Source organism: Sphingopyxis sp. USTB-05, assembly GCF_023822045.1.
Taxonomy (GTDB): domain Bacteria; phylum Pseudomonadota; class Alphaproteobacteria; order Sphingomonadales; family Sphingomonadaceae; genus Sphingopyxis.
The window spans coordinates 2,400,023-2,423,463 of sequence record NZ_CP084712.1 but is presented as its reverse complement, the minus strand read 5'-3'; the positions used below and the strand labels follow the sequence as shown (position 1 = coordinate 2,423,463).

Annotated in this window: 20 protein-coding genes and 1 pseudogene; 8 read left to right on the top strand and 13 right to left on the bottom strand. The window is 63.7% G+C overall.

The features are described 5' to 3' along the window. Positions 1-22 precede the first annotated feature (22 nt). Positions 23-577, bottom strand: coding sequence for a fasciclin domain-containing protein (locus KEC45_RS11195; RefSeq protein WP_252171008.1), 555 nt, complete (start codon positions 575-577; stop codon positions 23-25). Between the two features lie 219 nt (positions 578-796). Here KEC45_RS11195 and KEC45_RS11190 point away from each other — a divergent pair, with 219 nt between their 5' ends. Next, positions 797-1,219: a nuclear transport factor 2 family protein gene (locus tag KEC45_RS11190; protein ID WP_252171007.1), complete on the top strand. Its 423-nt coding sequence runs from the start codon at positions 797-799 to the stop codon at positions 1,217-1,219. Next, positions 1,216-1,554 (top strand): putative quinol monooxygenase, encoded by a 339-nt coding sequence (locus tag KEC45_RS11185; RefSeq protein ID WP_252171006.1) that lies wholly within the window; start codon positions 1,216-1,218, stop codon positions 1,552-1,554. The genes KEC45_RS11190 and KEC45_RS11185 overlap by 4 nt, the downstream gene beginning before the upstream one ends. Positions 1,555-1,572: 18 nt before the next feature. Here KEC45_RS11185 and KEC45_RS11180 read toward each other — a convergent pair whose 3' ends face one another. From KEC45_RS11180 to KEC45_RS11170, 3 genes are all read right to left on the bottom strand, one after another. Then, complete coding sequence (locus tag KEC45_RS11180; RefSeq protein ID WP_252171005.1) at positions 1,573-2,946, bottom strand: deoxyribodipyrimidine photo-lyase; 1,374 nt, start codon at positions 2,944-2,946, stop codon at positions 1,573-1,575. A 246-nt stretch (positions 2,947-3,192) separates the two neighbouring features. Continuing rightward, positions 3,193-4,755 (bottom strand): phytoene desaturase, encoded by a 1,563-nt coding sequence (locus KEC45_RS11175; RefSeq protein WP_252171004.1) that lies wholly within the window; start codon positions 4,753-4,755, stop codon positions 3,193-3,195. Then, entirely contained in the window at positions 4,752-5,696 is a 945-nt protein-coding gene (locus KEC45_RS11170) for an NAD(P)/FAD-dependent oxidoreductase (RefSeq protein ID WP_252171003.1), read from the bottom strand. The genes KEC45_RS11175 and KEC45_RS11170 overlap by 4 nt, the downstream gene beginning before the upstream one ends. Before the next feature lie 202 nt (positions 5,697-5,898). Between KEC45_RS11170 and KEC45_RS11165 the strand changes: the two genes are divergently transcribed. Together KEC45_RS11165 and KEC45_RS11160 are read left to right on the top strand one after the other, a co-directional pair. Beyond that, positions 5,899-6,486, top strand: a complete 588-nt coding sequence (locus tag KEC45_RS11165; protein ID WP_252171002.1) for a PAS domain-containing protein — start codon at positions 5,899-5,901, stop codon at positions 6,484-6,486. 100 nt (positions 6,487-6,586) lie between these two features. Next, entirely contained in the window at positions 6,587-7,312 is a 726-nt protein-coding gene (locus KEC45_RS11160) for an SDR family NAD(P)-dependent oxidoreductase (protein ID WP_062179430.1), read from the top strand. A gap of 253 nt (positions 7,313-7,565) precedes the next feature. Here KEC45_RS11160 and KEC45_RS11155 read toward each other — a convergent pair whose 3' ends face one another. Then, entirely contained in the window at positions 7,566-10,073 is a 2,508-nt protein-coding gene (locus tag KEC45_RS11155; RefSeq protein ID WP_252171001.1) for a PAS domain-containing protein, read from the bottom strand. Between the two features lie 191 nt (positions 10,074-10,264). Here KEC45_RS11155 and KEC45_RS11150 point away from each other — a divergent pair, with 191 nt between their 5' ends. Further along, the gene (locus tag KEC45_RS11150) at positions 10,265-11,944 is read left to right on the top strand and encodes a histidine kinase famiy protein (protein ID WP_252171000.1); all 1,680 of its coding nucleotides are present in this window, start codon (positions 10,265-10,267) and stop codon (positions 11,942-11,944) included. Positions 11,945-12,373: 429 nt separating this feature from the next. On the opposite strand, the gene KEC45_RS11145 is transcribed toward KEC45_RS11150, so the two are convergent. Beyond that, positions 12,374-12,820, bottom strand: a complete 447-nt coding sequence (locus KEC45_RS11145; protein WP_062179438.1) for a carboxymuconolactone decarboxylase family protein — start codon at positions 12,818-12,820, stop codon at positions 12,374-12,376. 566 nt (positions 12,821-13,386) lie between these two features. Between KEC45_RS11145 and KEC45_RS11140 the strand changes: the two genes are divergently transcribed. Further along, positions 13,387-13,761 carry a glycine zipper 2TM domain-containing protein gene (locus KEC45_RS11140; RefSeq protein ID WP_058538768.1) on the top strand — a complete coding sequence of 125 codons (375 nt, stop codon included), beginning with the start codon at positions 13,387-13,389 and terminating at the stop codon, positions 13,759-13,761. 89 nt (positions 13,762-13,850) lie between these two features. On the opposite strand, the gene KEC45_RS11135 is transcribed toward KEC45_RS11140, so the two are convergent. After that, on the bottom strand, positions 13,851-14,132 hold the full coding sequence (locus KEC45_RS11135) for a DUF1153 domain-containing protein (RefSeq protein WP_062179441.1): 282 nt from the start codon (positions 14,130-14,132) through the stop codon (positions 13,851-13,853). A gap of 172 nt (positions 14,133-14,304) precedes the next feature. Between KEC45_RS11135 and KEC45_RS11130 the strand changes: the two genes are divergently transcribed. Continuing rightward, the gene (locus KEC45_RS11130; protein WP_152682326.1) at positions 14,305-14,826 is read left to right on the top strand and encodes a hypothetical protein; all 522 of its coding nucleotides are present in this window, start codon (positions 14,305-14,307) and stop codon (positions 14,824-14,826) included. A 53-nt stretch (positions 14,827-14,879) separates the two neighbouring features. Here KEC45_RS11130 and KEC45_RS21975 read toward each other — a convergent pair whose 3' ends face one another. Together KEC45_RS21975 and KEC45_RS21970 are read right to left on the bottom strand one after the other, a co-directional pair. Then, entirely contained in the window at positions 14,880-15,320 is a 441-nt protein-coding gene (locus KEC45_RS21975; RefSeq protein ID WP_152682327.1) for a hypothetical protein, read from the bottom strand. A 533-nt stretch (positions 15,321-15,853) separates the two neighbouring features. Further along, a complete protein-coding gene (locus KEC45_RS21970) occupies positions 15,854-16,018 on the bottom strand; it encodes a hypothetical protein (RefSeq protein WP_083435727.1) in 165 nt (54 codons plus the stop codon). Positions 16,019-16,327: 309 nt separating this feature from the next. Here KEC45_RS21970 and KEC45_RS11120 point away from each other — a divergent pair, with 309 nt between their 5' ends. After that, on the top strand, positions 16,328-19,153 hold the full coding sequence (locus KEC45_RS11120) for a CHAT domain-containing protein (protein ID WP_152682328.1): 2,826 nt from the start codon (positions 16,328-16,330) through the stop codon (positions 19,151-19,153). A gap of 186 nt (positions 19,154-19,339) precedes the next feature. On the opposite strand, the gene KEC45_RS11115 is transcribed toward KEC45_RS11120, so the two are convergent. The 4 genes and pseudogenes from KEC45_RS11115 to KEC45_RS11100 form a co-directional block, all read right to left on the bottom strand. Continuing rightward, the gene (locus tag KEC45_RS11115; protein WP_056350203.1) at positions 19,340-19,678 is read right to left on the bottom strand and encodes a hypothetical protein; all 339 of its coding nucleotides are present in this window, start codon (positions 19,676-19,678) and stop codon (positions 19,340-19,342) included. Positions 19,679-20,074: 396 nt separating this feature from the next. Continuing rightward, on the bottom strand, positions 20,075-20,458 hold the full coding sequence (locus KEC45_RS11110) for a flavodoxin family protein (protein ID WP_252170998.1): 384 nt from the start codon (positions 20,456-20,458) through the stop codon (positions 20,075-20,077). Positions 20,459-20,890: 432 nt separating this feature from the next. Beyond that, positions 20,891-21,226: pseudogene (locus KEC45_RS11105) on the bottom strand (BON domain-containing protein); the annotation flags it as partial. A gap of 634 nt (positions 21,227-21,860) precedes the next feature. Further along, entirely contained in the window at positions 21,861-22,784 is a 924-nt protein-coding gene (locus KEC45_RS11100; protein ID WP_252170997.1) for an ATP-grasp fold amidoligase family protein, read from the bottom strand. Positions 22,785-23,441 lie beyond the last annotated feature (657 nt).

Here is a 23,441-nt window from a genome sequence, read left to right as displayed (position 1 = left end):
GTCGCGCGGCCCCGATAATGTATCAGGCGGGAAGCAGCACGGTGTCGATGACGTGGATCACGCCGTTCGACTGAAGAACGTCGGCGGGGCCGATCTTCGCCGTGCCGCCCTTGGCGTCGCTCACATACCAGCTGCCATCCTTCTCCCAGACGGTGAGCTTGGCGCCCTGCACCGTGGTGAGCACGGCCTTGCCGCCATTGGCTTTGGCCTGCGCGGCAATATCGGTCGCGGTCAGGCGGCCCGGCACGACATGGTACGTCAGGATGCCCGTCAGCATCGCCTTGTTCTCCGGCTTGAGCAGCGTGTCGACGGTGCCGGCGGGGAGCTTGGCAAAGGCAGCGTTGGTGGGCGCAAAGACCGTGAAGGGGCCCGCTCCCGAAAGGGTCTCGGCGAGGCCAGCGGCTTTGACCGCCGCGACGAGTGTCGTGTGATCCTTCGAATTGGCGGCATTTTCGACGATGGTCTTGGTCTCATACATCGCGGCGCCGCCGACCATCGGGTTCTTGGCGGCCGCGATGCCGCCGGCGAGCGCAAGCGCTGCTGCGGCGAGCGAAAGAGAGATACGGGAAATAGCCATTGGTCATTCCTTTTCGAATGTTCGTCCCGGGGGGATAGGACAGCTATGGAATTAGGCGCGCCGCTCCGCCGCGGCGACCTGTCCTTTGGGGCGGGTTATCCGGCCCGCTCGCGGTGGCCCATCGCCGCTAACGATAACGGCAGTTCCTCCTCCCATCGGCTGCAGGCAAATTGGCGGCAGGCTGGACCATCGACGCAGCCGGGCGAGAAGGGGGCTTCCATGCCGTTTGAGGGATCGTTCGCAGACCGGCTGGCGCTTCGCGACCTGCTCGACACCTATGCCGATGCGGTCAACCGTGCCGACAGCGAGGCTTGGGCCGCGACGTGGGACGAAGGCGGCCGATGGTCGCTTCCCGGGTTCGGAATATTCGAGGGCAAGGCGAAGATCGTCGATACCTGGCGCGCGGCGATGCGCGCCTTTCCCGACATCGTCTTTCGCGCCTGGCCCGGATCGATCGAGATCCATGGTGAGACCGCGGCCATGCGATCCTACACCGAGGAAATCTTCCTGCGCGACGGCGCCCTTCACCGGACCCTTGGCATCTATGACGACCTCTGCCGCCGGATCGACGGCCGGTGGCTATTTGCAGAGCGGCGGTTTCGGCCGTTGCCGCAGCCTTCAAAAGGTGAGGTGCAGGCATGAAGATCCTGATCCAGGCGGTCATCGATATCGATCCCGAGACGCGCGGAGAGGCGCTGGCGGGTGCGCGCGGATGGATCGAAGGCGCGCTCGCCCAGCCGGGTTGTCTCGCTTACGCCTGGACCCTTGATCCGCATGTGGCGACGCGCATCCACGTGTTCGAGGAATGGGACGGCGAAGCTACGCTCGCAGCGCATCTGGCCGGGCCGCAATACAGGGGAATGCTGGGGCATATCGGCGCATTTGGCGTGCGCGCGTCGTCGAGCCGCAAATTCGCGGTGTCGCGCGAAGGGCCCGTCTATAACAGCCACGGCGTGGCAAGTGCCGCTTTCGACTAGCGCCGCGGCCCTCTCTCGCTAGCCGCGCAGGGCTTCCCAGGCAGCGAGGGCCCGCGCCCGCGCCGCATCGCGCCCGATAAGCGGTTGCGGATAGGTGGGCACCTGCGCGTCCTGACCATGAGCGGCGGTGATCTCGGCGTCCGACAGATGCGCAAGTTCGGGAACATAAGTGCGGACATAATCTCCCATCGTAAACCGCTCGCTCTGGAGCAGCGGCGACATGATGCGCGAGAAGACCGGCGCGTCGACGCCGGTGCCCGCAACATATTGCCAGTTCATCGCATTTGACCCGAGATCGGCGTCGAGCAACGTATCCCAGAACCAGCGCTCACCGCGGCGCCAATCAATCAGCAGATGTTTGACGAGGAAGGAGGCGGTGACCATCCGCACGCGGTTGTGCATCCAGCCCGTGCGCCAGAGCTCGCGCATGCCCGCGTCGACCACCGGGTAGCCGGTCCGCCCCCGGGTCCAGGCGGCGAAGTCCCGGTCGGCTCCGGGGCCGCTCCGCCAGCCAAAATTATCGAAGGTGGGGCGCCCGTTCCGATCGCCACAATCGGGCATCTGGTCGACGAGATTGATGCCATGTTCGCGCCAGCCAAGCTCCGACCGAAAGGTTTCGGCGCCCGCATCGTCGCGCTCGCCGAGCGCATGCCAGATCGACCGAGGGCTGATTTCGCCGAAATGAAGATGCGGCGACAGCCGCGATGTCGCGGGGAGCGAAGGAAAATCGCGGCGGGTCTTATAGTCGCCGGCAAGCGGCAGCCAGTCGCGCAGCGCGCGCCATGCGCCCTTCTCGCCCGGGCGCCAGTCGCCAAATCCTGCGGCCCAGTCCGGGCTGGTCGGGGTCAGCCCCCAATCGGCAAGATTATCCGACGCCGGCCAGACCTCGGGAGCCGGAATATGATCGGGCGCGGCATAGGGAAGGGCGGGGGGCATGCGCCCCAGGAGCGCGCGATACCATGGTGTGAAGACCCGGTAGCGGGCGCCTTGCGCATTGGTGATGCTCTCGGGCGGCGCAAGATAATTGCCGTCATGGAGCCGCAGCGCAAGCCTGGCGTCCAGCGCGTCCTCGCAGCGCCGCCACCAGGGCTCGTAACAGCGCGTTGCGTGAGCCCTTGTGCTCCCGGCTTCCGCCGCGACGCGTTCAAGCATTTCAGCGGCAGGGCCGCGGCGCAGGATGAGCCGGCTGCCGCGTTTGCGAAGGCTCGCATCGAGCGCGGCGAGACTGTGATGGAGCCACCAGCGCTGCGCGCCGCCGATCGCGCGCGTTTCGGGGCTCTCGTCGTCCAATATGTAGAGCGGAATGACCGGACCTTCGGCGATCGCGGCGAGGAGCGCCGGATGGTCGGTGGTGCGGAGGTCCTGACGGAGCCACAAGATGGTGGGCGGCATGGCGACGGTTCCCTTTTTGGTGGGCTATGGTGCGGGCGGGCGCGGCGTTCCTCATCTGGCAGGCTCCGATCTCTGCAAAAGATGACCTTTCGGGAAGTCCAGGCTTTGGCGATCGCGAGCAAGGGGGAGGTTGGGCGGTGCGACATGGCGTCGCACCGCCCGGCGATGAGCAATCACCGCCCCCCGCCGCGGCCAGGCGTGGGTCGCAAGGCGCTGGCCGCCGGCAGAATCGGAACGTCCGTGCGATCAACTGGACGAGGCATCTCCTGCCGCTTCATTGGGCCCGGAGACTATCCGGTCGCGAGCGCCCGGATCGCGGGCTGCCGCAGTTCTGATGCCGAAGTCGCCGAGAATGAGGCTCGCCGTCGCCTTCGCGCTCGCGACGACCCCCGGAATACCAGCGCCGGGATGCGTGCCCGCGCCGGTAAAATAGAGGTTCTCGATGCGCGCGTCGCGGTTGTGCCCACGAAAATAGGCGCTCTGCAGCAGTGTTGGCGTCAGGCTGAAGGCGCTCCCGAGATGCGCGGCGAGATCCCGCTCGAAGTCCGGCGGCGCATATTGGATTTGCGTGACGATCCGCTCGCCAAGGTCAGGAATCAAGCGCCGTTCGATCTCGGCGATCATGCGCTTTGCCAATTTCGGCCCTTCGACCTTCCAGTCGAGCGGGGCGTGGCCGCGATGGGGAACCGGCGCAAGGGCGTAGAAGCTACTATGACCTGCGGGCGCGACGCCCGGATCACTTGCGCTCGGGTGATGAAGGTACAGCGAGAAATCCTCGGCGAGGGTGCCGTTCCGATAGATGTCGTCGAGAAGCCCGCGGTAGCGCGGACCGAACAATATCATATGATGGGGTATTTCGGGGAAGGCGCCGCGAACCCCCAGATGGAGGACGAAGAGGCTCGGCGACCAGCTCTTGCGCGCAAGGCGCTTCGCCTCGCGCTTGCCGCGCGGATGCGCGAGCAAGTCGCGGTAGCTGTGCATGAGATCGGCGTTCGAGGCGACAAGATCGGCGCGTGCTGCAAAGCCGCTCCGCGTCACGATGCCCGTCACCCGGTCGCCCTTAGTTTCGATGCGGGCGACGGGATCGCCAAGCCTCAGCGTACCGCCGAGACGCGCGAACAGCGCGGCCATGCCGGCGACGAGCCGATTGGTGCCGCCGCGCGCATACCAGACGCCGCCATCCTGCTCGAGTTTGTGGATGAGCGCATAGATGCTGCTCGTCGCCATCGGGTTGCCGCCAACAAGCAAGGTGTGGAAGGATAGAGCCTCGCGCAGCTTCTCGCTCCGAACATAGCTCGCGACGGTTTTATAGACCGAGCGCCAGGCACGGTGCCGCAAAAGAGCGGGTGCCGCCTTCAGCATCGAGCGGAAATCGAGGAAGGGCACGGCGCCGAGCTTCACATAGCCTTCCTCGTAAACCGACGCGGAATAGCGAAGAAATCGCTCATATCCCGCCACATCGGCGGGGTCGAGCGCGGCGATCTGACGGGCGAGCGCCTCCTTGTCATTGCCATAATCGAAGGTCGATCCGTCGGGCCAGCTCAGCCGGTAAAAGGGCGACACCGGGACGAGGTCGACATCGCGCTCGAGCCGCTGGCCGCTCAGCTCCCAAAGCTCGGCAAGGCAGGCCGGGTCGGTGATTACCGTCGGCCCGGCGTCGAAGGTGAAACCATCCTTCTCGAAGACATAGGCGCGGCCGCCCGGCCGGTCGCGCGCTTCGACGAGCAGCGTATCGAGGCCCGCCGACTGGAGACGGATGGCGAGGGCGAGGCCGCCGATGCCGGCTCCGATTACGATCGCGCGCATCATCGCGGCGCCTCTGCCGCAATCGCCGCGCCGAGAACATGGCCCGACAGCCACGCATATTCTACAAAGCCGTGATAGAGCCAGTCTCCGCAAGCGCCGAGGCCTATGGCAGGATTCCAGAGCAGCTTCAGATCCTGTCCCGAGGGCTGCGAGAATAGCCAGCGATGGGCGGCGATATGGCTCGGGGCGGGCAAGTCGCGTCCGGCGATCTTGCCAAGTTCGGCGAGAAGCGCTGGCGCCACGCTCGCGCCGTCGCAGGCGAGGTGCGTCTGCGACCAGGTCCAGTCGGCTTGCACGACCCACCGCTCGCCCGGCGCGCGGCCGGGCTTCGCGCTGTCGCGCGCGGCGGTCACGATGGCACCCGAGCCGCGGAGGAAATCGGGGAGCTCCTCGATCCGCTCCTCAAAGGCGAACATCGCGGTCCAGCATGGGTTATAGCGCGCCGCCATTGCGGCGCGCGCCATCTCGAAATCATGCAGCGACAGAAGCGGAGCCGCCTGTTCTGCCGGAATGGCGATTACTGCCGCATCATATTTGCCGAGCCGTTTTGCCTCGCTGTGGAGCGTCCAGCCGGCACGCGATTTGGTCAGGGCTGTGACCGGTCGCGACAGGCGGACATCGAGATTGTCCGCGAGCGATTTCAGCGGCGCGGTCATTGTCGGCGTGCCGACCCAGCTGTCCGAGCCCGCGGCCGGCCAACGCGCCGCGAGGCCTGCCTTCTCCCAAGCAGCGAGCAGCCTGGTAAAGCCTTCCGAGCGTGCCGTGAAATGCGTGGCGCCATGATCGAATGCGACCTCCGGATTGCCCGGGTTGGCGCGGCGGGTCGCGAGGCGGCCGCCGATGCCGCGGGATTTGTCGAACAGCGTGGCTTCCAGACCGGCGTCGCGCAGCCGCCGCGCGCAGGCGAGCCCCGCAATGCCGGCTCCGATGATCGCGACCCGCATCAGACCATGGCCTCGCGGTCACCGAAGTGGCACGGACAATGTCCGGCCTCCGCCTGCAGGGATGTCCGCGCCGTCGACGTGCGAGGCGTCATGCGCGATTTTTTCCGGTTCGTCGCAATTGTCATCGACACAGGCTTGCATGAGCGAGGGGAAGTGTCGCAACATGTCCCTTGGGGCACCCAGGGGAGAGCAGGCAGATACTATGTCATTGAAGACAATGATCGCGGCCAGCCCGATCGCCGCGGTGATCAGCGACCCGCGTCTGCCTGACAATCCGATCGTCGAGTGCAACGCTGCCTTCTCGGCGCTCACCGGCTATGGGCCGGAGGAAATTCTTGGACGCAATTGCCGCTTTCTCGCCGGGCAGGGCACCGAGCCCGAACTGACCGAGACCTTGCGCGCCGCCATCCGGGAGCAGAGGCCGGCGCTCGTCGAGATCCTCAACTACCGGAAAGACGGAACGCCCTTCCGCAATGCCGTGCTGGTCGCGCCAATCTTTGGCCCCGGCGGCACTCTCGAATATTTTCTCGGCTCGCAAATCGAGGTCGACGAGACCGGCGAGGCGGTTGGAGGACGGAGCACGCGAGCGCGCGCCCATATTGAGGCGCTCTCGCCGAGGCAGCGCGAGGTGTTGAAGCTGATGGCGAGCGGACAGCTCAACAAGCAGATTGCCTTCACGCTGTCGCTGTCGGAGCGGACGATCAAGATGCACCGCGCTGCGCTGCTGCGCGCGCTCGGCGTCGAGACCACGGCCGATGCGATCCGGCTCGCGGTCGAGGCCGGCTTCTAGGCACCGCTCCAGCTTCCCTTTGAGGCATATGGGATATCGCGCCGCCGCCGTTTAAGCTTCAGGCAGCCGGACCGGCTTTGTGGCCGTGAGGAGCAGGCATTTGAACGGCAAGCGCGCCTTGGTGATCGGAAGTGGCGGCGGTATCGGCGCCGCGCTTGTCGAGCAACTTGTCGCATCGGGCCGATTTGACCGCATCTATGCCGGGACCAGGCGGCCCGATGCTTCGCGTCATCCCGATGTGACAACGCTGACGATCGACATATTGGACGACGGCACGCTTGCCGAGGCAGGTCGCCAAATTGCCCAGGATGGCGCGCTCGACTTGTTGATCGTGGCGACGGGGCTGCTGCATCGCGGGGCTGAGATCCGTCCTGAAAAGAGCCTTCGGCAGCTCGATGCATCGGTTATGGCCGAAGTATTCGCGGTCAACAGCATCGGGCCCGCGCTCGCCGCAAAGCATTTTCTTCCACTGCTCGGCCGAAGACACCGGGCCGTCGCCATATTTCTTTCTGCTCGCGTTGGTTCGATTGCGGATAACAGACTTGGCGGATGGCACAGCTACCGCGCTTCCAAGGCGGCGCTCAATGCTCTGGTGCGATGCTTCGCGATAGAGCTCGGCCGCAGCAATCCGGAAGCGATAGTCGCGGCACTGCACCCCGGAACAGTCGACACGCCGCTCTCGGAGCCGTTTCAGGCGCGAGTAGCTGAATCATCGCTCTTTAGTGCGAATAATAGCGCGATGCACATTCTAGGCGTCATCGATCAGCTATCGTCAACGGATAGCGGCGGGTTCTACGGCTGGGATAGAAGGCCTATCCCGTATTGACGAGCCAGCAGGCGCTTCAAGAGGCTCCGCCTCTTTGCCTGTCCGCTTTAGCGAATATTGTGCCAGAAGCAGACCGACGGCAAGCGGCCAAGCGGCGCCGCAAGAAACGCAGTTCGTTCGATGACAGCGAAATGCCGTCGCGCTATATCTGGAAAATCGGAGGCGGCGAGCAGCGCAGTTTATAGCGCACCCTTACACAGCGGCATCGAAGCAGCGTTGCGGCTGGGCGAGCAACACGTATGTATGAGCGCATTCAAGCCATGATTTCGCGAATCCGGTGCGCGAGCGCGTCCATCGCAAAAGGCTTGGTAATGAGCGCCATGTTAGGCGCGAGCCTCCCGCTTCCGATGACAGCATTCTCCGCATAGCCCGTGATGAAAAGAATTTTCAGGCTAGGGCAAAGGCTGAGAGCGGCATCGGCTATCTGCCGTCCGTTCATGCCGCCAGGTAGACCGACGTCGGTGATCAGAAGATCGATGGCCTCCTTTGCCTGCAGGACCCGCATCGCGCTCGGCCCGTCGAACGCCTCGAGAACCTGATAGCCCAATTCCTCGGCCACTTCGGCGACGAGCATGCGGATCGTCGGCTCGTCGTCGACGACCAGCACATTGCCGCGTGCCGGCCCGGCGCCATCGATCGACGTTGGCGCGGGCGGATCGGGATCGACCGTGTCGGGCTCCTCAGCGCTCATGTAGCGCGGAAGATAGATGCACATGGTCGTTCCCATCCCGACCTCGCTGTAGATACGAACCTGTCCCCCCGATTGACGCGCAAATCCGTAAATCATCGACAGGCCGAGGCCTGTTCCTTCGCCAAGCGGCTTGGTCGTAAAGAAGGGATCGAAAGCGCGCGCGGCGACCTCGTCGGTCATGCCCGTCCCGGTGTCGGTCACGCAGAGGGACACATATTGGCCGGGTTCGAGATCGCGCTCCCTTGCGCCGCGTCCGTCGAGCCATTTGTTGGCCGTCTCGATCGTGATCCGTCCGCCCTCGGGCATCGCGTCGCGCGCGTTGATGCACAGGTTGAGAATGGCGTTCTCGAGCTGATTGGTGTCCACCAGCGTCGTCCACAATCCCGCCTTTCCTACCGTCTCCACCGTGATCGAGGGGCCCACCGTTCGGCGCACCAATTCCTCGATGTCGAAGATCAGCCGGTTCACGTCGCACGGCTTGGGATCGAGCGTCTGACGGCGCGAGAAGGCGAGTAGGCGGTGCGTGAGCGCAGCGGCGCGCCGGACCGCGCCCTGCGCGGCGACCGAATATTTGTCGATCTCTGCGACGCGACCCTGAGCGATGCGGATCTGCATCATTTCGAGCGACCCCGAAATGCCGGTCAGCAGATTATTGAAGTCATGCGCGATGCCGCCTGTGAGCTGGCCGACAGCTTCCATTTTCTGAGACTGCCGGAGCGCCTCTTCGGCACGGTCACGCTCTGCTGCGGTCTCTTTGACCTCTTCGACCAGCCGCATGCGCTCCTGTTGAAGCTGGCGCTCTACCGCTTTGCGCGCCGATACATCGAGCATTGCGCCCACCATCCGGATCGGCGCGCCATCCTCACCGCGAATGACATAGCCCCTGTCGAGAATGTCGGCGTAGCTGCCGTCCGCACGGCGAAAGCGATACTCGTCAGTCCAATCGCTCGCGCCTCCGTCGATCACATGATGGATACTCGCATCGATCCGCGCGCGGTCTTCAGCGTGGATCTGCGCAAGCCACCATTCGCCGGTCGGCACAACGTCGTCGGGCCTGTGACCGTAAGCGCTTTCGAGAGCGGCATTCCACGTCACATGATTGGTGCGAAAATCCCAGTCCCAGATCGCATCGTTCGTGGCGCGTCCCGCGAGACGAAGGCGCTCCTCGACCTCGCGCAGCTTGGCGCTGGCCTCGCGGTCGCGCGTAACATCTTGCACGGTGCCGATGAGCCGAACAGGCTCTCGGCCGTCGAAAAATGCGAGGCCTTGCGCACGAATGTGACGAAGAACCCCGTCTTCGATGCCGACCGTGCGATACTCGACATCGAACCGGTGACTTCCATCGGGATCGAGAGCCGCGGCGACGGCGCGGTTTGCGCGCTCGCGATCATCAGGGTGAAGGCCGGCGAGAAATGCGCTTTCGTAGCTGACCGGAACTCCCGATGACATCCCGAAGAGTGCACGGCACCGGTCATCCCAGGATAGACTCATCTCGCGCGGGCGATAATCATAACGACCAAGCTCGGCGGCGCGTGTCGCGAGCTCGAGTTCTTCGCGACTGGCCTTGAGCGCCGCGTCGCTGCGCGCACGATCGACCGCCTCGCGAATGCGAAGCGCGACATCCTCGACGAGCGCGATTTCGCCCGTCGTCCATGCGTGCGGCGCGTCCTTTTCGACGTAAAGCACCGATTCCAGCACGCCTTCGCGTGTCATGGGACAGAGAATCTGTGCCGCAATATCGTGCCGCGAATGGTCATCTGATTTGTGTCCCGTCGTGACTACGGTGTCACCTTGGGCGAGCTCGCCGTTCGTCGCTCCCTGCAATCGTGAAACCTCGCCGCTGCGCGACGCGCCGTCTTTCGTCCATTCAGACGCGATTCTCATGCCGGCCTCGCCGGCGTTCGAAGCGAATCCGCACCGTGTCGCGCCGAGATGAGTGCCGAGCCGCGTGGCCGCTGCCGCGAGGATCGCCACGGGGTCCGCGAGATCGCGCAGCTCTGTAAGCAGGGCGAGTTGAAATGCCTGACGCTCGAGCAATTCCTCGCGGCTTAGCTGATCGGACCGTGGCATGCGTCTCCCGTTCGCATGGGACGATCCGCCACCTTGGCCGACCCTTGACAATTTCCCCGCGGATGAACGTCATAGGGACGATTTCGTTCCGGCAAGAGCCACGCTACGGTGCAACAAAATCGGCACGGGGGCGTATGGGTATCACGATGTTAGCCGCCCGGTAAGCGGGCGAGATGGAGGCTGTTGACCGCGTGACAGATCATGAGGAGCTCGACGCCGGAGCGAGCGGGACCGAACCTTCGGCTGGGGCCACTCTTGGCGATCATCGACGCGAAACCACGCTGACCCATTCAGGCCTCGACGAGCGAAGCAATATCTTCTTCGCCGCGATCGAGATGACCAGGATGCCGATGATCCTGACCGATCCGAACATTGCCGATAATCCGATCGTCTTCGCGAACAAGGCCTTCCTCGATCTGACCGGCTATGAAGAGACCGAGGTTCTCGGGCGGAACTGCCGTTTCCTGCAAGGGCCGCAAACCGATCGCGAGCTTGTCGCGGACCTCCGGTCTGCAGTCGCGAACCGCCAATCGATCGCCCTCGAGATATTGAACTACAAGCGCGATGGGACGCCGTTCTGGAATGCGGTCTTTATCGGACCGGTTTATGACACTGGCGGCAAGCTTCTGCATTTCTTCGCAAGCCAGCTCGATGTGACGCGGCGGCGAGAGAGCGAACAGGCGTCGCAGCAGGCCCAAAAGATGGAGGCAATCGGTCAGCTCACCGCCGGGCTCGCGCATGATTTCAACAATCTGCTTCAGGTCGTGAACGGCAACCTCGAATTGCTCGGGAGCCGTATCGAGGATGCAAAGCAGCGAGGCTATCTGGCACGCGCGCGGGGCGCAGCGGAGCGCGGCGCCAAACTCACGGGCCAGCTCCTCGCGTTTGCGCGCAAGACGAGGCTGACGCCCAGGGCTGTCGATGTGAACGATTGCATCAATGGCTTCGCCGACATGCTTGAGGCTTCGCTCGGCGGCCGCATCGAACTGCACCTGTCGCTCCGGCGCGGCCTTCCAAAGGCGGTCGTCGATCCCGAGCAGCTCGAAATGGCGATCCTCAATATTGCGCTAAACGCGCGCGACGCGATGCCGGGAGGTGGCGTCCTGACGATTGCAACGGCGAAGGTCCATCTGAACGGCGATGCACCGGCCCGGGGACTTTCTCCGGGTGACTATATCTCGGTCGAGCTAGTCGACGAGGGCGAAGGCATGGCGCAGCATGTGATCGCGCGGGCGGTGGAGCCGTTTTTCACGACCAAGGCTACCGGGAAGGGGACAGGGCTGGGCCTCGCGATGGCGAGCGGCTTCGTCCTGCAATCGCGGGGGCGGCTCGAAATCGAGAGCGAGGTCGGCAAGGGCACCACCGTACGCATTCTTTTCCCGGTCTCCACATCTGACGAACCCGATGTGCCGGTTGTGGGTCCAAAAAAGTCTGTCGAACGCGGCGAGGCCCATATTCTCCTGGTCGAAGACGATGCCGAAGTCCGCGCGCTGGCGCGCGAAAATCTCGAGGACGCTGGTTATCGCGTAACGGTCGCCGAGAATGGTGACGCGGGTCTCGTGGCGCTTGAGCGCCTGCTTGCCACCGACATGGTGGATCTAGTCTTCACCGACCTGGTGATGCCCGGAAACCTGGATGGCATTGCGCTCGCGGAAGCAGTCCGGCGGCTCGCACCTCAAGTGCCCGTGTTGATGACCACGGGCTATAACGAGGACTTAGTCGTCGAAGGACCACTTCGCAGCGAGCGTGACGTGCTTGGCAAACCCTATCGCCGGGCCGACCTGCTCGATCGCATCGCACAGGCGCTGGCGCACAGGGATGAAAATTCTGCTCGGCGACGCCCGTCTGACTTCGGTGCTGCCGAGGAATGATCGTTTCAATCGCCCGGTGGGAAAACGGCCTGTTGCACTTCAGAAACCAAGCCCCCGGTCTCGGTCAATGCCTCAACGGCTGACGTTGCGACCTCGCACCCAAGCGCACTTGCAGTGTCGCACCTGTAAATTGTCCAGACCGCGGGACCGTGGCTGACCATTCTCGCCAACGAAGCCGGAGCTGCAATCTGCCGCAACGGACCTAATGGCAGCTCCTTGCATTCTGATGCCATCAGCAGACTGTCTCCGGTCGGCCACAACGAACGATTTGCCGAAAAAGAACACCCGCCCGATCGAAATCGGACGGGCGTAAGATAAAGAGCTGAGTTTCCTGAAAGGAAGAGCTCTCTTGGGTCGCATGGCGCGCCTAGCTTCGCTGGTAGACCTGATATTGTACCGCGACGCCAAAAAGGGAGCAGCTCTCGCGCCTCAGGGCTTGACCGCAACCGGAAGACGGAATGGTGCGCCAAGCCTGTTGAAGGCGTTCATCGCCGCGATCGCGATCGTCAGGTCCACGAGGTCTTTCGGCTCGAATGCCTCGGCTGCTGCTGAATAGGCCTCGTCGGAAGCGTGGGTCTCGCTGACACGCGTGACTTCCTCCGCCCAGGCCAAAGCCGCGCGATATTGGTCTGGGAACAGATGCGGGACTTCATGCCACACCGGAAGCAGCGCGATCTTGTCGATCGGCATGGTCTTGAGAAGGTCCCGGGTATGCAGATCGATGCAGTGAGCGCATCCGTTGATCTGCGAGACGCGGAGGAAGACGAGGTGAATCAGTTCTTCAGGCAGGCCCGTGCTGGTGGTGACATAATGGTGCACACCGTAGAGCGCCTTCGCTCCAGCGGGAGCCACTTCGGACCAATTCAACCGGTTCATCTGATCTTCCTTTCTTCCTGAGCCAAAATCGGCGTCACCATGCCTGACGAGCGGGATTCTTCCGCTGTGACATCCCGCGCAAAAAATGCCGGTGGACCGAATGCTGTCGAATGGGATCGGAAGAAAGGTCCGAGATTGATCTAGCGCAGTGTACCGATCAGGCCGCGCCAAGAAACGAGGGGCCACGGCATTGTCGTACTGCGACGGAATGTCCGCATATCTGGAATTGGAGTTGAAAGCCGCCCGACCCAATCGGCCATTCCAATCGCCAACCGGCAAGCGCCAAAAAAGACGCCCGCGCGGCCGAAACCGTGCGGGCGTCAGATGAAGATCTCGGTTTCCTGAAAGGACGAGGTCTCCTGGGTCGCACGGCGCAGATAATGTCGAGGGCCGGGTAATTATTGTACCGCTGCGCCAAAAGAGCTGCCCTGGCGCGCATTGGACGTCGACCACCGGTTGCTTCAGATAGGAATCGTTCGGTAGGCAATCGGCCGCTCATGCGGTTTGTTCAGCCGGTGTTCGGCTGCGCGCCGCTACGTCCGGTGCCTGATTGAAGGAGACGGGTCATGAAAAAATATATCGCCGCTGCGGTCCTCGCTGCGCTCGCCGTTCCCGCCGGCCCGGCGCTGGCGGATCCGCCGCCCTGGGCGCCGGCGCACGGCAAGCGCGCCAAGGATCGTGGCCTCTATGACGGATATGGGCGCTATTACGAGCCTCGCCGCATTTCGCACAATGATCGCATTTGGCGGAGCAAGGATGGCCGCTACCACTGCCGCCGCGAGAATGGCACGACCGGATTGATCATTGGCGCCGCCGTCGGTGCGCTCGTCGGGCGCGAACTCGATGGCGGGCGTGATCGCACGGTCGGCACGATCATCGGCGCGGCCGGCGGCGGGCTGCTCGGGCGGGCTATCGATCGCGGCGAACTGAAATGCCGCTGATGTGAAAGGACGGCGCGAGAGGGACCAGTCTGCTCGCGCCGTCCCCTTGGACACCGCACGCAGTGGGGGTGCGGGCGGTGGCGAAGAATCTATCCGACAGTCTGATGCCGCGGGCGAGGTGCCTTCGTCACGCGCAGACCGGCTATGCCCGCGCGGTCGATAGTGCGGCGCCACGATTCCAGCTCTTCGCCGCTGAGGCGGTATCTTGCGCAGGCGTCGGCCAGCCCGATCAGTCCGCCATCGATCGCGGCAAGCAACTCCGCCTTGCGGCGCGCGACCCAATAGCCTGCCGTCGATGAAGGCAGATCGTCGATTGTCAGCGGCCCCACCGGCCCGGCGACCGATGTCGGCCTCGTCGTAAATTCGAGCACTGCGAACTCTCCATTCGCTCGGCTGCTGCCGTATGAGTGCCCCCCGCGGCAAAAATGCGGTTTCGAGGTTAACAAAAGGTTGCGGAGGAGCATTGGATGCGGCCAACCGTTCGCCGCTCATGGGAGGCGACGGGCCAAATTGTGTGTCGAAGGAAGCGCTGCGACCCTTTCAATGATCGCCGCTATTGCCAGGCTGGGCGGAATGCTGCAGCCTCAATCCTGTAACGGGGGAAAACAGATGCGAACTGCGAATATGATGGTGGCGTTGGCGCTGATGGCAGTACCGGCGCAGGCTCAGACGGTGCCTGACTTGCCGGCAAATCCGGTCAAGGCGATCGATGGCGAATGGTACGGCGTTGACCACAAGATCAAGCTGTCAGTGGCAAATGGCGTTGTGACTATCGTGGAGAACGACACCGCTGATCCCTACCTCAAGAAGATCGCGGCACCTGCTGGAACCGTCATCGCTCGCATCACGGGCGTGGAATCGACTGGACCCAAGTCGGCACGGTTCGTCGGACAATGCCTGGAATTGATCGACACCTCGCGGTCGGACACCATAGCTTGTCCTGGCCACGCTTTCGTGCAGTCGGCAGCCTACGGCGGCAAGCCGGGATTGACGATCAATTTCTGGACCGCCGCTTTCCTTCGCAAGGGCAATATTCCCGAGTATCAATGGCAATATCGCAAGTGAGCGATGAAGGAAGCGAAGGCTAGTCGCTGCGCAGCAAAACGATAGCGCTCACGTCAAATCCGGCCTGATTTTTTTGCACGGGAGTTCTCGCCGCAAAACAGGCGAATCAGCTTGCTCCAATGAAAGGTTTCCGATCTTTTTGTTCTGTCGGCCCGCGATGCGAGAAGCGGGCGCGGGTGAGGGAACCAGGGCAGTACGATCATGGGGGATCGGTGATGAGAATGGATGCGCCGCAGCCGGGCGGGAAAAAGGCTCACCTTGTGAGGCATCAGGCGAAGCGAGGCGCGACCCATTGCCGGCATGTCATCGCCGGGTTCCTCCTCGCGGTCATCGGCCCTTCCGTGGCAGTCGGTGCTTCCGTGCCTCCAGCCGTTGACGGCAGCCAGGCCGACAGGGATGCCGCCGCCGCTCGGATCGCAGCGCAAGCGATCGACGCGGGTCACCCCGCCGAAGCGGCGGGCATCCTCGAAACGCTGGTGGCCCCGCGCCATCATATGCTCGCGATCCTGCCTGAGTGGCATCGCGATCTGGCACGCGCTTACGTCGCGCTCGGCTTGCCCGATGGTGCCGAGGGGCAGTATCGGCTAGCATTGGCAGGGGCTTCTGATGACGAAGCCAAGGCGCTCGGCAAAGAGCTTGAAGCGCTTCTTGCGAAAGCTGGGGTTGCCGTTGCCGTGCCGGACACACTGGGTCCGAACGGCGCCAAATATTTCGATCTCCATTGGGTCGACCGCGGCAACGCGACGCTCGATTTCGCGGCCGCCTTCACGCTGCCGCAGGATGATGCCGACGGCGCGGCGTTTACGACGGCGACCTATCGTGCCGACTGCCTTACGCTCAAGTCGCAGCTGCTCGGGGGCGCCGCCTTCTCGAGTTCAGGCGCGAAGCTGCGGTCGTTCGGCGAGGGTGAGGCCGCGAAGCCGGCTAACGACCTTGCAGACCATAGTCTGAGAATGATCTGCCGTCGCGATCCAGCCCGGCAGGTGAAGCATGTGGCCGCAATCGACGGCCGCACGCTGCTCGCGCGCTACCGCGCGCAACGCGCGCAGCGGACCGCTTGGGCGCCATCCGGCAGCGAGAGCGGCGCCCACGAGGCCGTCTGCCGCGCGCATGTGGAAATGTTCGTCGGCCAGCTCGCCGCCGAGGGACAGGTATCGGGGCCGAGCTGGCAGGTGCGCGACTGGTGGAACATCCGGACGGAGGATTTCTCCGAGGAACGCCGCGCCGCGGCCACGTCGGCGGTCACGGCGCTCGCTCGCGCCGATCCGGGCGCCGCACGCGCTTTCCAGCAGGCCTGCGTGCAAGAAGCGCTGACGGGCGGAGCCGTACCCGGAATGTAGCCGTCTGCCGCTGCCTAGCTTGCACATATCGGTTGCGGGTGTTCGAAAAACTGCTTTGGCGCCCGAGGCGGCGATCGCGAGGCCGGTAAGGCGCAGCGATCTTGCTTGCGTCCTCCGCGCGCCGCGGTAGGTCGGTCAGGGGTCGCGCTAGGGCAGGGGGCGTGCAATTGATCCGGTGCAAATCATGGTTGCTCTTCGCGGCGCTTGCCTTGGCCGCGCCCGAGGTTTCCGCCAAGCTGTCCGTCGACCCCGTTCCCGCGAGTGCCGAGCTGAACGATGCGCTCGCCGCCAAACGCTATGACGAGGCGATGACTTTGGCACGCCGCGAGCATGAAGCTTGCGTCGCGGGCAAAGGGTCCGATCCTTGCGTCGGACTGCTCGCCTTGCAAAGCGATGCGCTGACCGCCTGGGCGGTGGATCATGGTGATTTCGATCGCGACGAAAAGGGCGAAGGTATGGCCCTTCGCACCGCGCGCCTCCTTCACGCCCAGGTGAACAGGCTAAAGGGCTTCGATGGGCCGATCTTCGCGTCGGCGTTCGGCAACCTTGGCGAGATGCTGACGCTCTACGGCCGGCCGGTGGAAGGCGAGCAGTTTTTGCGGGACGGGCTGCGATACAACATCGTGCGGGCAATGGAGTTCCAGGGAACCGAGCGGCTCTCCGATGCGGCGCTCCGCATGTCGCTCCTGCGGCTGACCCGCAACCTTGCGCTGCAGGGCCGCAATGAGGAGGCGCGCGGTTATCTCGCCGCCGCCGACAGCCTGCTCTCGACGTTGGCAATGATGGGCTCCCCCGAAGCTAAACGCGCGCTCCCCGATTTTCTGGCGGTTGCGGCGTTGGTGCCGGGCGAAGCGGCCGGTGGCGCTGCGGATTATGTCGAGGCGGCGGCCGGGTATGAATGGGAACGCGAGCATAACGGCGAGGGATGGGACCCCGATGACTGGGCGGCAGTCCGGGGTCGCCTCGCCCGCGACGAGATCGCTTTTCTCGCGCGGAGCGGGAACATGGCAAAGGCGGTGGCGCGCTTCGATGCCGAGCCGGACCTGCTCCGCGGCGGGCGGGGCGCGTCGCGTCTCGAATTTCTGACCCGGCTCGGCGCTGCGCTCGTCGCTGAGGGGCGCGCTAACGAAGGCGCCCCGATTCTCGCCGAGGCAATGCCGGTCGTCGATACGACCTGGGACAGGAGCGACGACCGGCGCATCGATGCGCATGCGGCGCGCGGCGCTGCCATCCTCGCACTCGATCCGGCGCAGCGCGCCGATGCCGCGGCCGAATATCGGCAGGCCGTCTCAGGCGCGGTGGCGCGGGTCGAGGCGGCCGACACAACCGAGGGGCTTGTGCGCGCCGTCCGGCGCTACCGTCCCGTCTTTGAGGGACTGCTCGGCGCCCTTCTTCCCGAAGCGGCGAGCTCGCTCACGCGCGGAGAAGCGTTCGAGGCGGCCCAATGGTCGTCGATCGGCGAGACCGCGGCGACACTCGCCAAGGTTTCGGCACGCACATCGCGCAGCGACGGCCCGGTCGCGGAAAGGGAGCGGTTCCGCGAGGAGGTGCGCGCGAGCGTTGCGTCGCTCAACCGCGAGATCGCGCAATGGCTATCGGTTCCCGGCAGCCCCGATACCGATCGCGAGTTGCTCGGAAGATTCTATTTGCGCGACGTTGATGCCGTGATGGACGAGATGTCGACCGAGGAGATCGCCGCGATCGACCCCGCCTATGATCAGCTCGTCAAGCCTCGGCCGATCGCCGCCGAACGGGTGCAGGCGCTGCTCGACAAGGACGAGGCCGTTCTCTTCTTCCTTTCTGACGAGCGGGGCACGTCGGTCTTTGTTCTGACGCTCTCGGGATTTACATGGCATCGTTCGACCCTGACCCGCGATGCCTTGGCGAAGAGCGTTGAGCGGCTGCGCGGTCAGATCAAGCGCGACCTTCGCGAGCGCTGGGCCGGGAGCGTCGACAATTTCGACGAGCAGCTTGCGCGCAATCTGTATCAGGAGCTCATTGCGCCCATCGAAACGTCCCTCGGCGGCGCAACACGTCTGATGACCGTGACGCCAGGTCCGCTGAGCAGCCTGCCGTTGACCTTGCTCGTCACAGCCGGCGCCGACACGCAGAAGCCGCAATTTCTGATTGATCGTTACGAGATTTCGACGCTGCCGTCGGTTTCAAGCCTTTACTCGTTGCGTTGCCTGCTTCGGCCTGCGGGTGATCGCCCGGCCGGTTGCGGCCCTGGACCCGGACGCAATCGTCCGTCATCGCAGACGATCCTGTTCGCTGCGGGCGATCCGGCGCTCAAGGGTCATCCAGGCGACGACCGGGGTATCGTGGAATATTCGGAACTGTTCCAGCGTGGCATAGCGGACCCGGCCCGGATCATGGCGATGCCTTCGCTTCCAGGCACGCGCCGCGAGATCGAGGGCGTGCGATCGATGTTCGATCCTGGACAGACTGTTGCTCTTATGGGCTCCGCGGCGACCGAGGGATCGGTCAAGTCGAATCCCGGGCTGGCCAATGCACGCTATGTCCTTTTTTCGACGCACGGTCTGCTGGCGAGCGAGACGGGGCTCGATGGCGAGCCGGGTCTCGTCTTCACGCCGCCATTAGCGGGGGCGCAGTCCGACAGGGACGATGGTCTTCTCACCGCCTCGGAAGCCGCGCAACTGAAGCTCGCAGCGGATATCGTCGTACTGTCGGCGTGCAACACGGCAAGTTCGAACGGCAGCGCCGAAGCGGACGGGCTGTCGGGCTTGGCGCAGTCTTTCTTTTATGCTGGCGCGGGTTCGCTTCTGGTGTCGCACTGGCCGCTCGACGATGAGGCCGGGGCCGAAATCGTCACGCATCTCTTTGCAGGCATCGAAAAGCATCCCGGCGCTCCGGGGGCTGCGTTCCGGCAGGCGATACTGGCGCTTCGCGCAAAAGACGATACCTCGTCTCCGGCGGTTTGGGCGCCGCTCGTGTTTGTCGGGACCACCGACCGGGGCGTGCGGTAGCGGGAGTTCGGGTGCTCGCAGTGCGTTATGAGTTCAGGTCGCCCTCCAAACGTCCGCTGAGAGCAAATTTGGTCTTGAATCCGCCCGTCTGCTACCGGCCAGGTCAAGCGTCGGCGCTGGCTCGCAGCGAACAGGTGGCTGAATGGGATGGCAAGCGGATGCAACAGTCGGCTGCTCAAGAGCGAGTTAGTCTCGTTCCAGAAAAATAGCCTCCGGTATCTCTTGGGCCGGCCACAGAGCGCCATAACTAATCATATTCATCAGAGCGATCTGGTCTTGGTCGAAATGGAACGAGTAATAAGCGTGGACCGTGACGAACGGATTGCACTCATTCTCGGGCGTGGCTTCAATCCCTCGTGCGCGCGCGATCACCAGATCGCCCACTGGCGTGGCTTCCAGCAGTTGGAACGGTTGCGGAGCGGGCCACCGAAAACTGGCCCGTCGCATGCTCTCGGTCGAGCGCTCGATTTCTTCGAACGACCCCGCTTGACCGATCTTCTCAAAAAACCTTTCGACGAGTCTCAAACGTTTTTCTTGCGCCTGCCTATCAAATACAGGGTCTGGGCGAGGCGATGATATCTGACAAGACATTGCCGTTCCCGGCATAAACGTGGCGCACGCCACCGCTGTGATTGCCTTCCGCCTCCCGATCATCGGTCGCTCCCCAAACATATAGTGGAGGATACATACAAAGCCGGTGTCCGCAATCGGTCGCTTCCGGTCGTGGCTATCCGGCGCGCCGCGGATGTCCGCCTCTCTCGGTCTCCCGCCAAAACCGGACCGTTCTTAAATGGCCACAAGCGGTTAACGCGCCAAAGAGCGCTTGCTGATTGTCTCGTAGCATGTGCGGGCCAAGGCAGCAGGATAGGAGGTCGGACGGCTCGCGCGATCGACCTGCTCAGCTAGGATAAGGTGATTCCCTCAATAGTCGGGCAAGATGCGTGGCATTAGCGGCCACCATTTTGGCGGTCTCGGTACTTTGCTGGGGCGATGCTGAAGATCCTTGAAATCGACTGAACCCATCGCCTCACCGACCCAGTAGCAGGCGGCCACGGCGGGAATCGTCCATCCCACATCGTTCAGCGCCTGAAAGATTTGCGACGAAGCATTATGCGCGCCGTCTTCATTGCCGACGATCGCGGCAACAGCCACTTTCGAAAAGCTTGGCATCCGCCCCTTGTCGTCGGTCTCCGACAGGAAGGCATCCATTCGTTCCATCACAAGCTTGGCGACGCTTGATGCTTGACCCATCCAGATCGGTGTGCCGAAGATGAGAATATCGGAGGCGAGGATCGCCTCGGCCATTCGTCGCCAGCACCCTCGTTCGAGGTGACACCCCATTTGATGCTGCGCGCGGCGATACGGATGGGCTTGCCGACACGGACGCCTTCCGCCTCGAAATGTTCGGTAAGCACCGCGAGCATGGCATCGGTCGAGCTCTTGCGGCCACGGGCCGACAGCGAGCAATTGATCGCGGTAGCGGTAATCGGGGGCATATCGTCTCCTTTACCCCGCCGGGGTGAAGCGCGCGCCGGTCGCGGTTGGTTCCGATGTCATACTGGCGGCGTACTCGGAATGACGATGAGCTTCCGCTCTCGACGCGCCTTGGGCGAGTTCCGACAGGGAATTCATGTTGAAAATATCGGTGCCGCCGAGCGCGGGCAGCAAGAAGGGGCCGCCAAAGCGGCCCCTTCCTGTCGGCTTGCCGGGTCAATCGAGCTTGGGACTGACGACGCCCGAGCTGTAGCGCAGATTGTTCTGCACATGTTTGACGCCCGTGACGTCGTCGGCGACATCTTCGGCGCGGCGCTTCGACCGGCGATCCTCGACCGTGCCGGAGAGCGTGACTTCGCCATCTGCGACGCTGACCTCGATCTCGGAGGCGTCGATCCAGACATCCTCGGTAAGACGGTCGTTCACGTCCTCGCGGATGCGCTCGTCGGAGCGGATATAGCTTTTGGGACCGCGGCCGCGATGATCGAGTTCCCGGCGACGGCGCGCGTCGCGATCGCCGAACCAGGAAAGCACTTCGTCGCCGGCGCGGTCGAGGAAGCCGCGTTCGTCCGGGTCATAATCGGGGCTGCGCGTCCGCGGATATTTGCCGTAAGGCGAATAGCCCTCGACCGGGAGATAGCCGAACTCGCTCGGCCAGTAGTTACCGCCGCGCGAACGATCCTCGCCTCGGGCTTCGCCGGCAGCATCGTAATAGGCGTCGCGGCGGGGCGTGCGGTCGTAACGGGGCCAATCGGAGCGCTCAGCGCGGCGGACCGGCCGGCGATAGTCGCCCGCGCGCTCATCCTCCCAATTATCGCGGCGATATTCCTGCTCGCGATAGGCGCGGCGCGGGCGGCGCTGCGCGCGCTCGTCTTCCTCGATCGCCACATAAGCGCGCGACGCATCCTCTGCGCGGCCGCGGTTGTAGCGACCCGGCGATGCGCCGGTGTCGGGGCTGCTGTTGTCGCTATAATCCCAGAGCGGGGTGCGGTCGTCGAACCTGTCCATGATCCATCTCCATTTGTTGAGGGTGGCGGGCAGGTTGCCGGGAAGGGAGGCAACCCCCCGTCCCGCCGAACCGACGCATGGAGTGGGGGCAAGTTCCCGAACTGGGCGCAATATGTCGCGCTGCGACGTCAACGCATCGACGAATGGGACCCGATCTCTCCAATGGGCGGCTGGCGTCGCCGGCCTGCCGAATTCTCATGTAGAATCAAATCTGGAAAGGATCATACCCAGTGGGCCGCGCGAGCTTTGCGTCCGGCGAACTGGCTGCTGGGGAACCGGATTTCTCCAACGCATCTTTCCAAAGCCTTCCCAGCTCGACGTCGATCCAGTCGGCGGCAAACGGATCCAGGCCAGAGCCGGGATAAAGGCAAAACTCGCCGAAAAGCGGTTGGCAGTCGATTTCGTAAAAATCGACCCGAACGAAGGCTAGGTTCCCGGCAAGCGTCTCTGCAGCTTGCAGCATCGCCCCGAGGGAGGAGGGTCTGGAAGGTCGATCGGCGGCAGGCACGAGCTGCCGCCAGTTGCGGTCATGCAATATCCAGCGGTGACGGACACCGCGCCCCAAATGTACCTGGACGTGCGTCGCGGCACCGCCGAAGACGTAGATCTTGTAGTCGATGGGGAGAGGACGTGCGCCGCCGAGTAACGGCTCGGCGAAAACGCCACGAGGCACATTGCGATAAGCCCATTCGTCGAGCCAGCGGCCGTACTCCCGGCGCTGCCACCGGCGCGCGGCTCGCTTGACCTGCTTCCAGCGTTCGCAATCCGGAAACGTCTCCAGGATTTGATACTGGTTACACCCATGACGCGCTTTGACGATAGATGGGAGAGCGAACGGAATGAAGCGCGGCAGCATCTGGCCCTGCCAGAGCGTCGGTATGATCCAGTTTGCGCCGAGTTGCTTCGAGGCCAAGCGTTTTGCCTCAAGCTTATCCAGCAGCGTCGTTTGCAACGGTGACCGATCATTCAATTTGCGGAGCTGGACGAGCTCGGTGAAGCGCGTTGGATTGAGCAAGTCGGGCAGGCGTCGATGACGCAAGGCATAGAGAAGGGCAATCCGGTGCGCGGCTCTCGAGGAGCCGACATTGCCCACTTTCGCCGGGTCTTCCGAGGCGCGCGAGAGTTTCATGCCATGTCGGTCTCACGGCTGAGCGACGTGTGGCCGCTATCGCGGAAGCTCGGCCGATCCAGGTTTATATCGCGGCAAAGCTGCATGCGGATACGAACGACCTGGCGCAGAAAACGCTCCCGGCAATATCATCGACCGACCTCCGATCATCCAGGCAGCGCTCAGGCGCTCGGCTGCGCAACCGGTGAGGAACGCGTCATCGCGCGCACCGCTGCGGATCGCGTGCAGCATCGCACGTCTCAACCTCGAATCTTCATGAACGCGCAAAGGAAAATTGCTACCGGTCAGCCTATTCGAGCGAAGTGGGGGAAGTGGGGAGGGAACGACCCCGGCGTGACTATGCCGAAACAGAAAAAATGCTGACCGTGTATCCGATGATTCGATTGCAGCATCCGCTTGCCTCAAACATTAGGCGCGTAGCACACTCCGACGGCCAAGCTGAGCGATATGTCGTTGAGCCGGATATGCGCGCCGATCTTCGGACAACGTAGGGGAGCGGCCCGGACGACGATTGGATGCGTACGCCGACGGCAATTCGACTGAGACGTGGGATCGAACAGCCGCGGCGATACGCGAAGCGATGCACATGGCGGCGGCAGACCGACCGATCACCGTCGAAGCCCGTGCGCCGTTGAAATGCAGTTGGCGAAGAAAGGT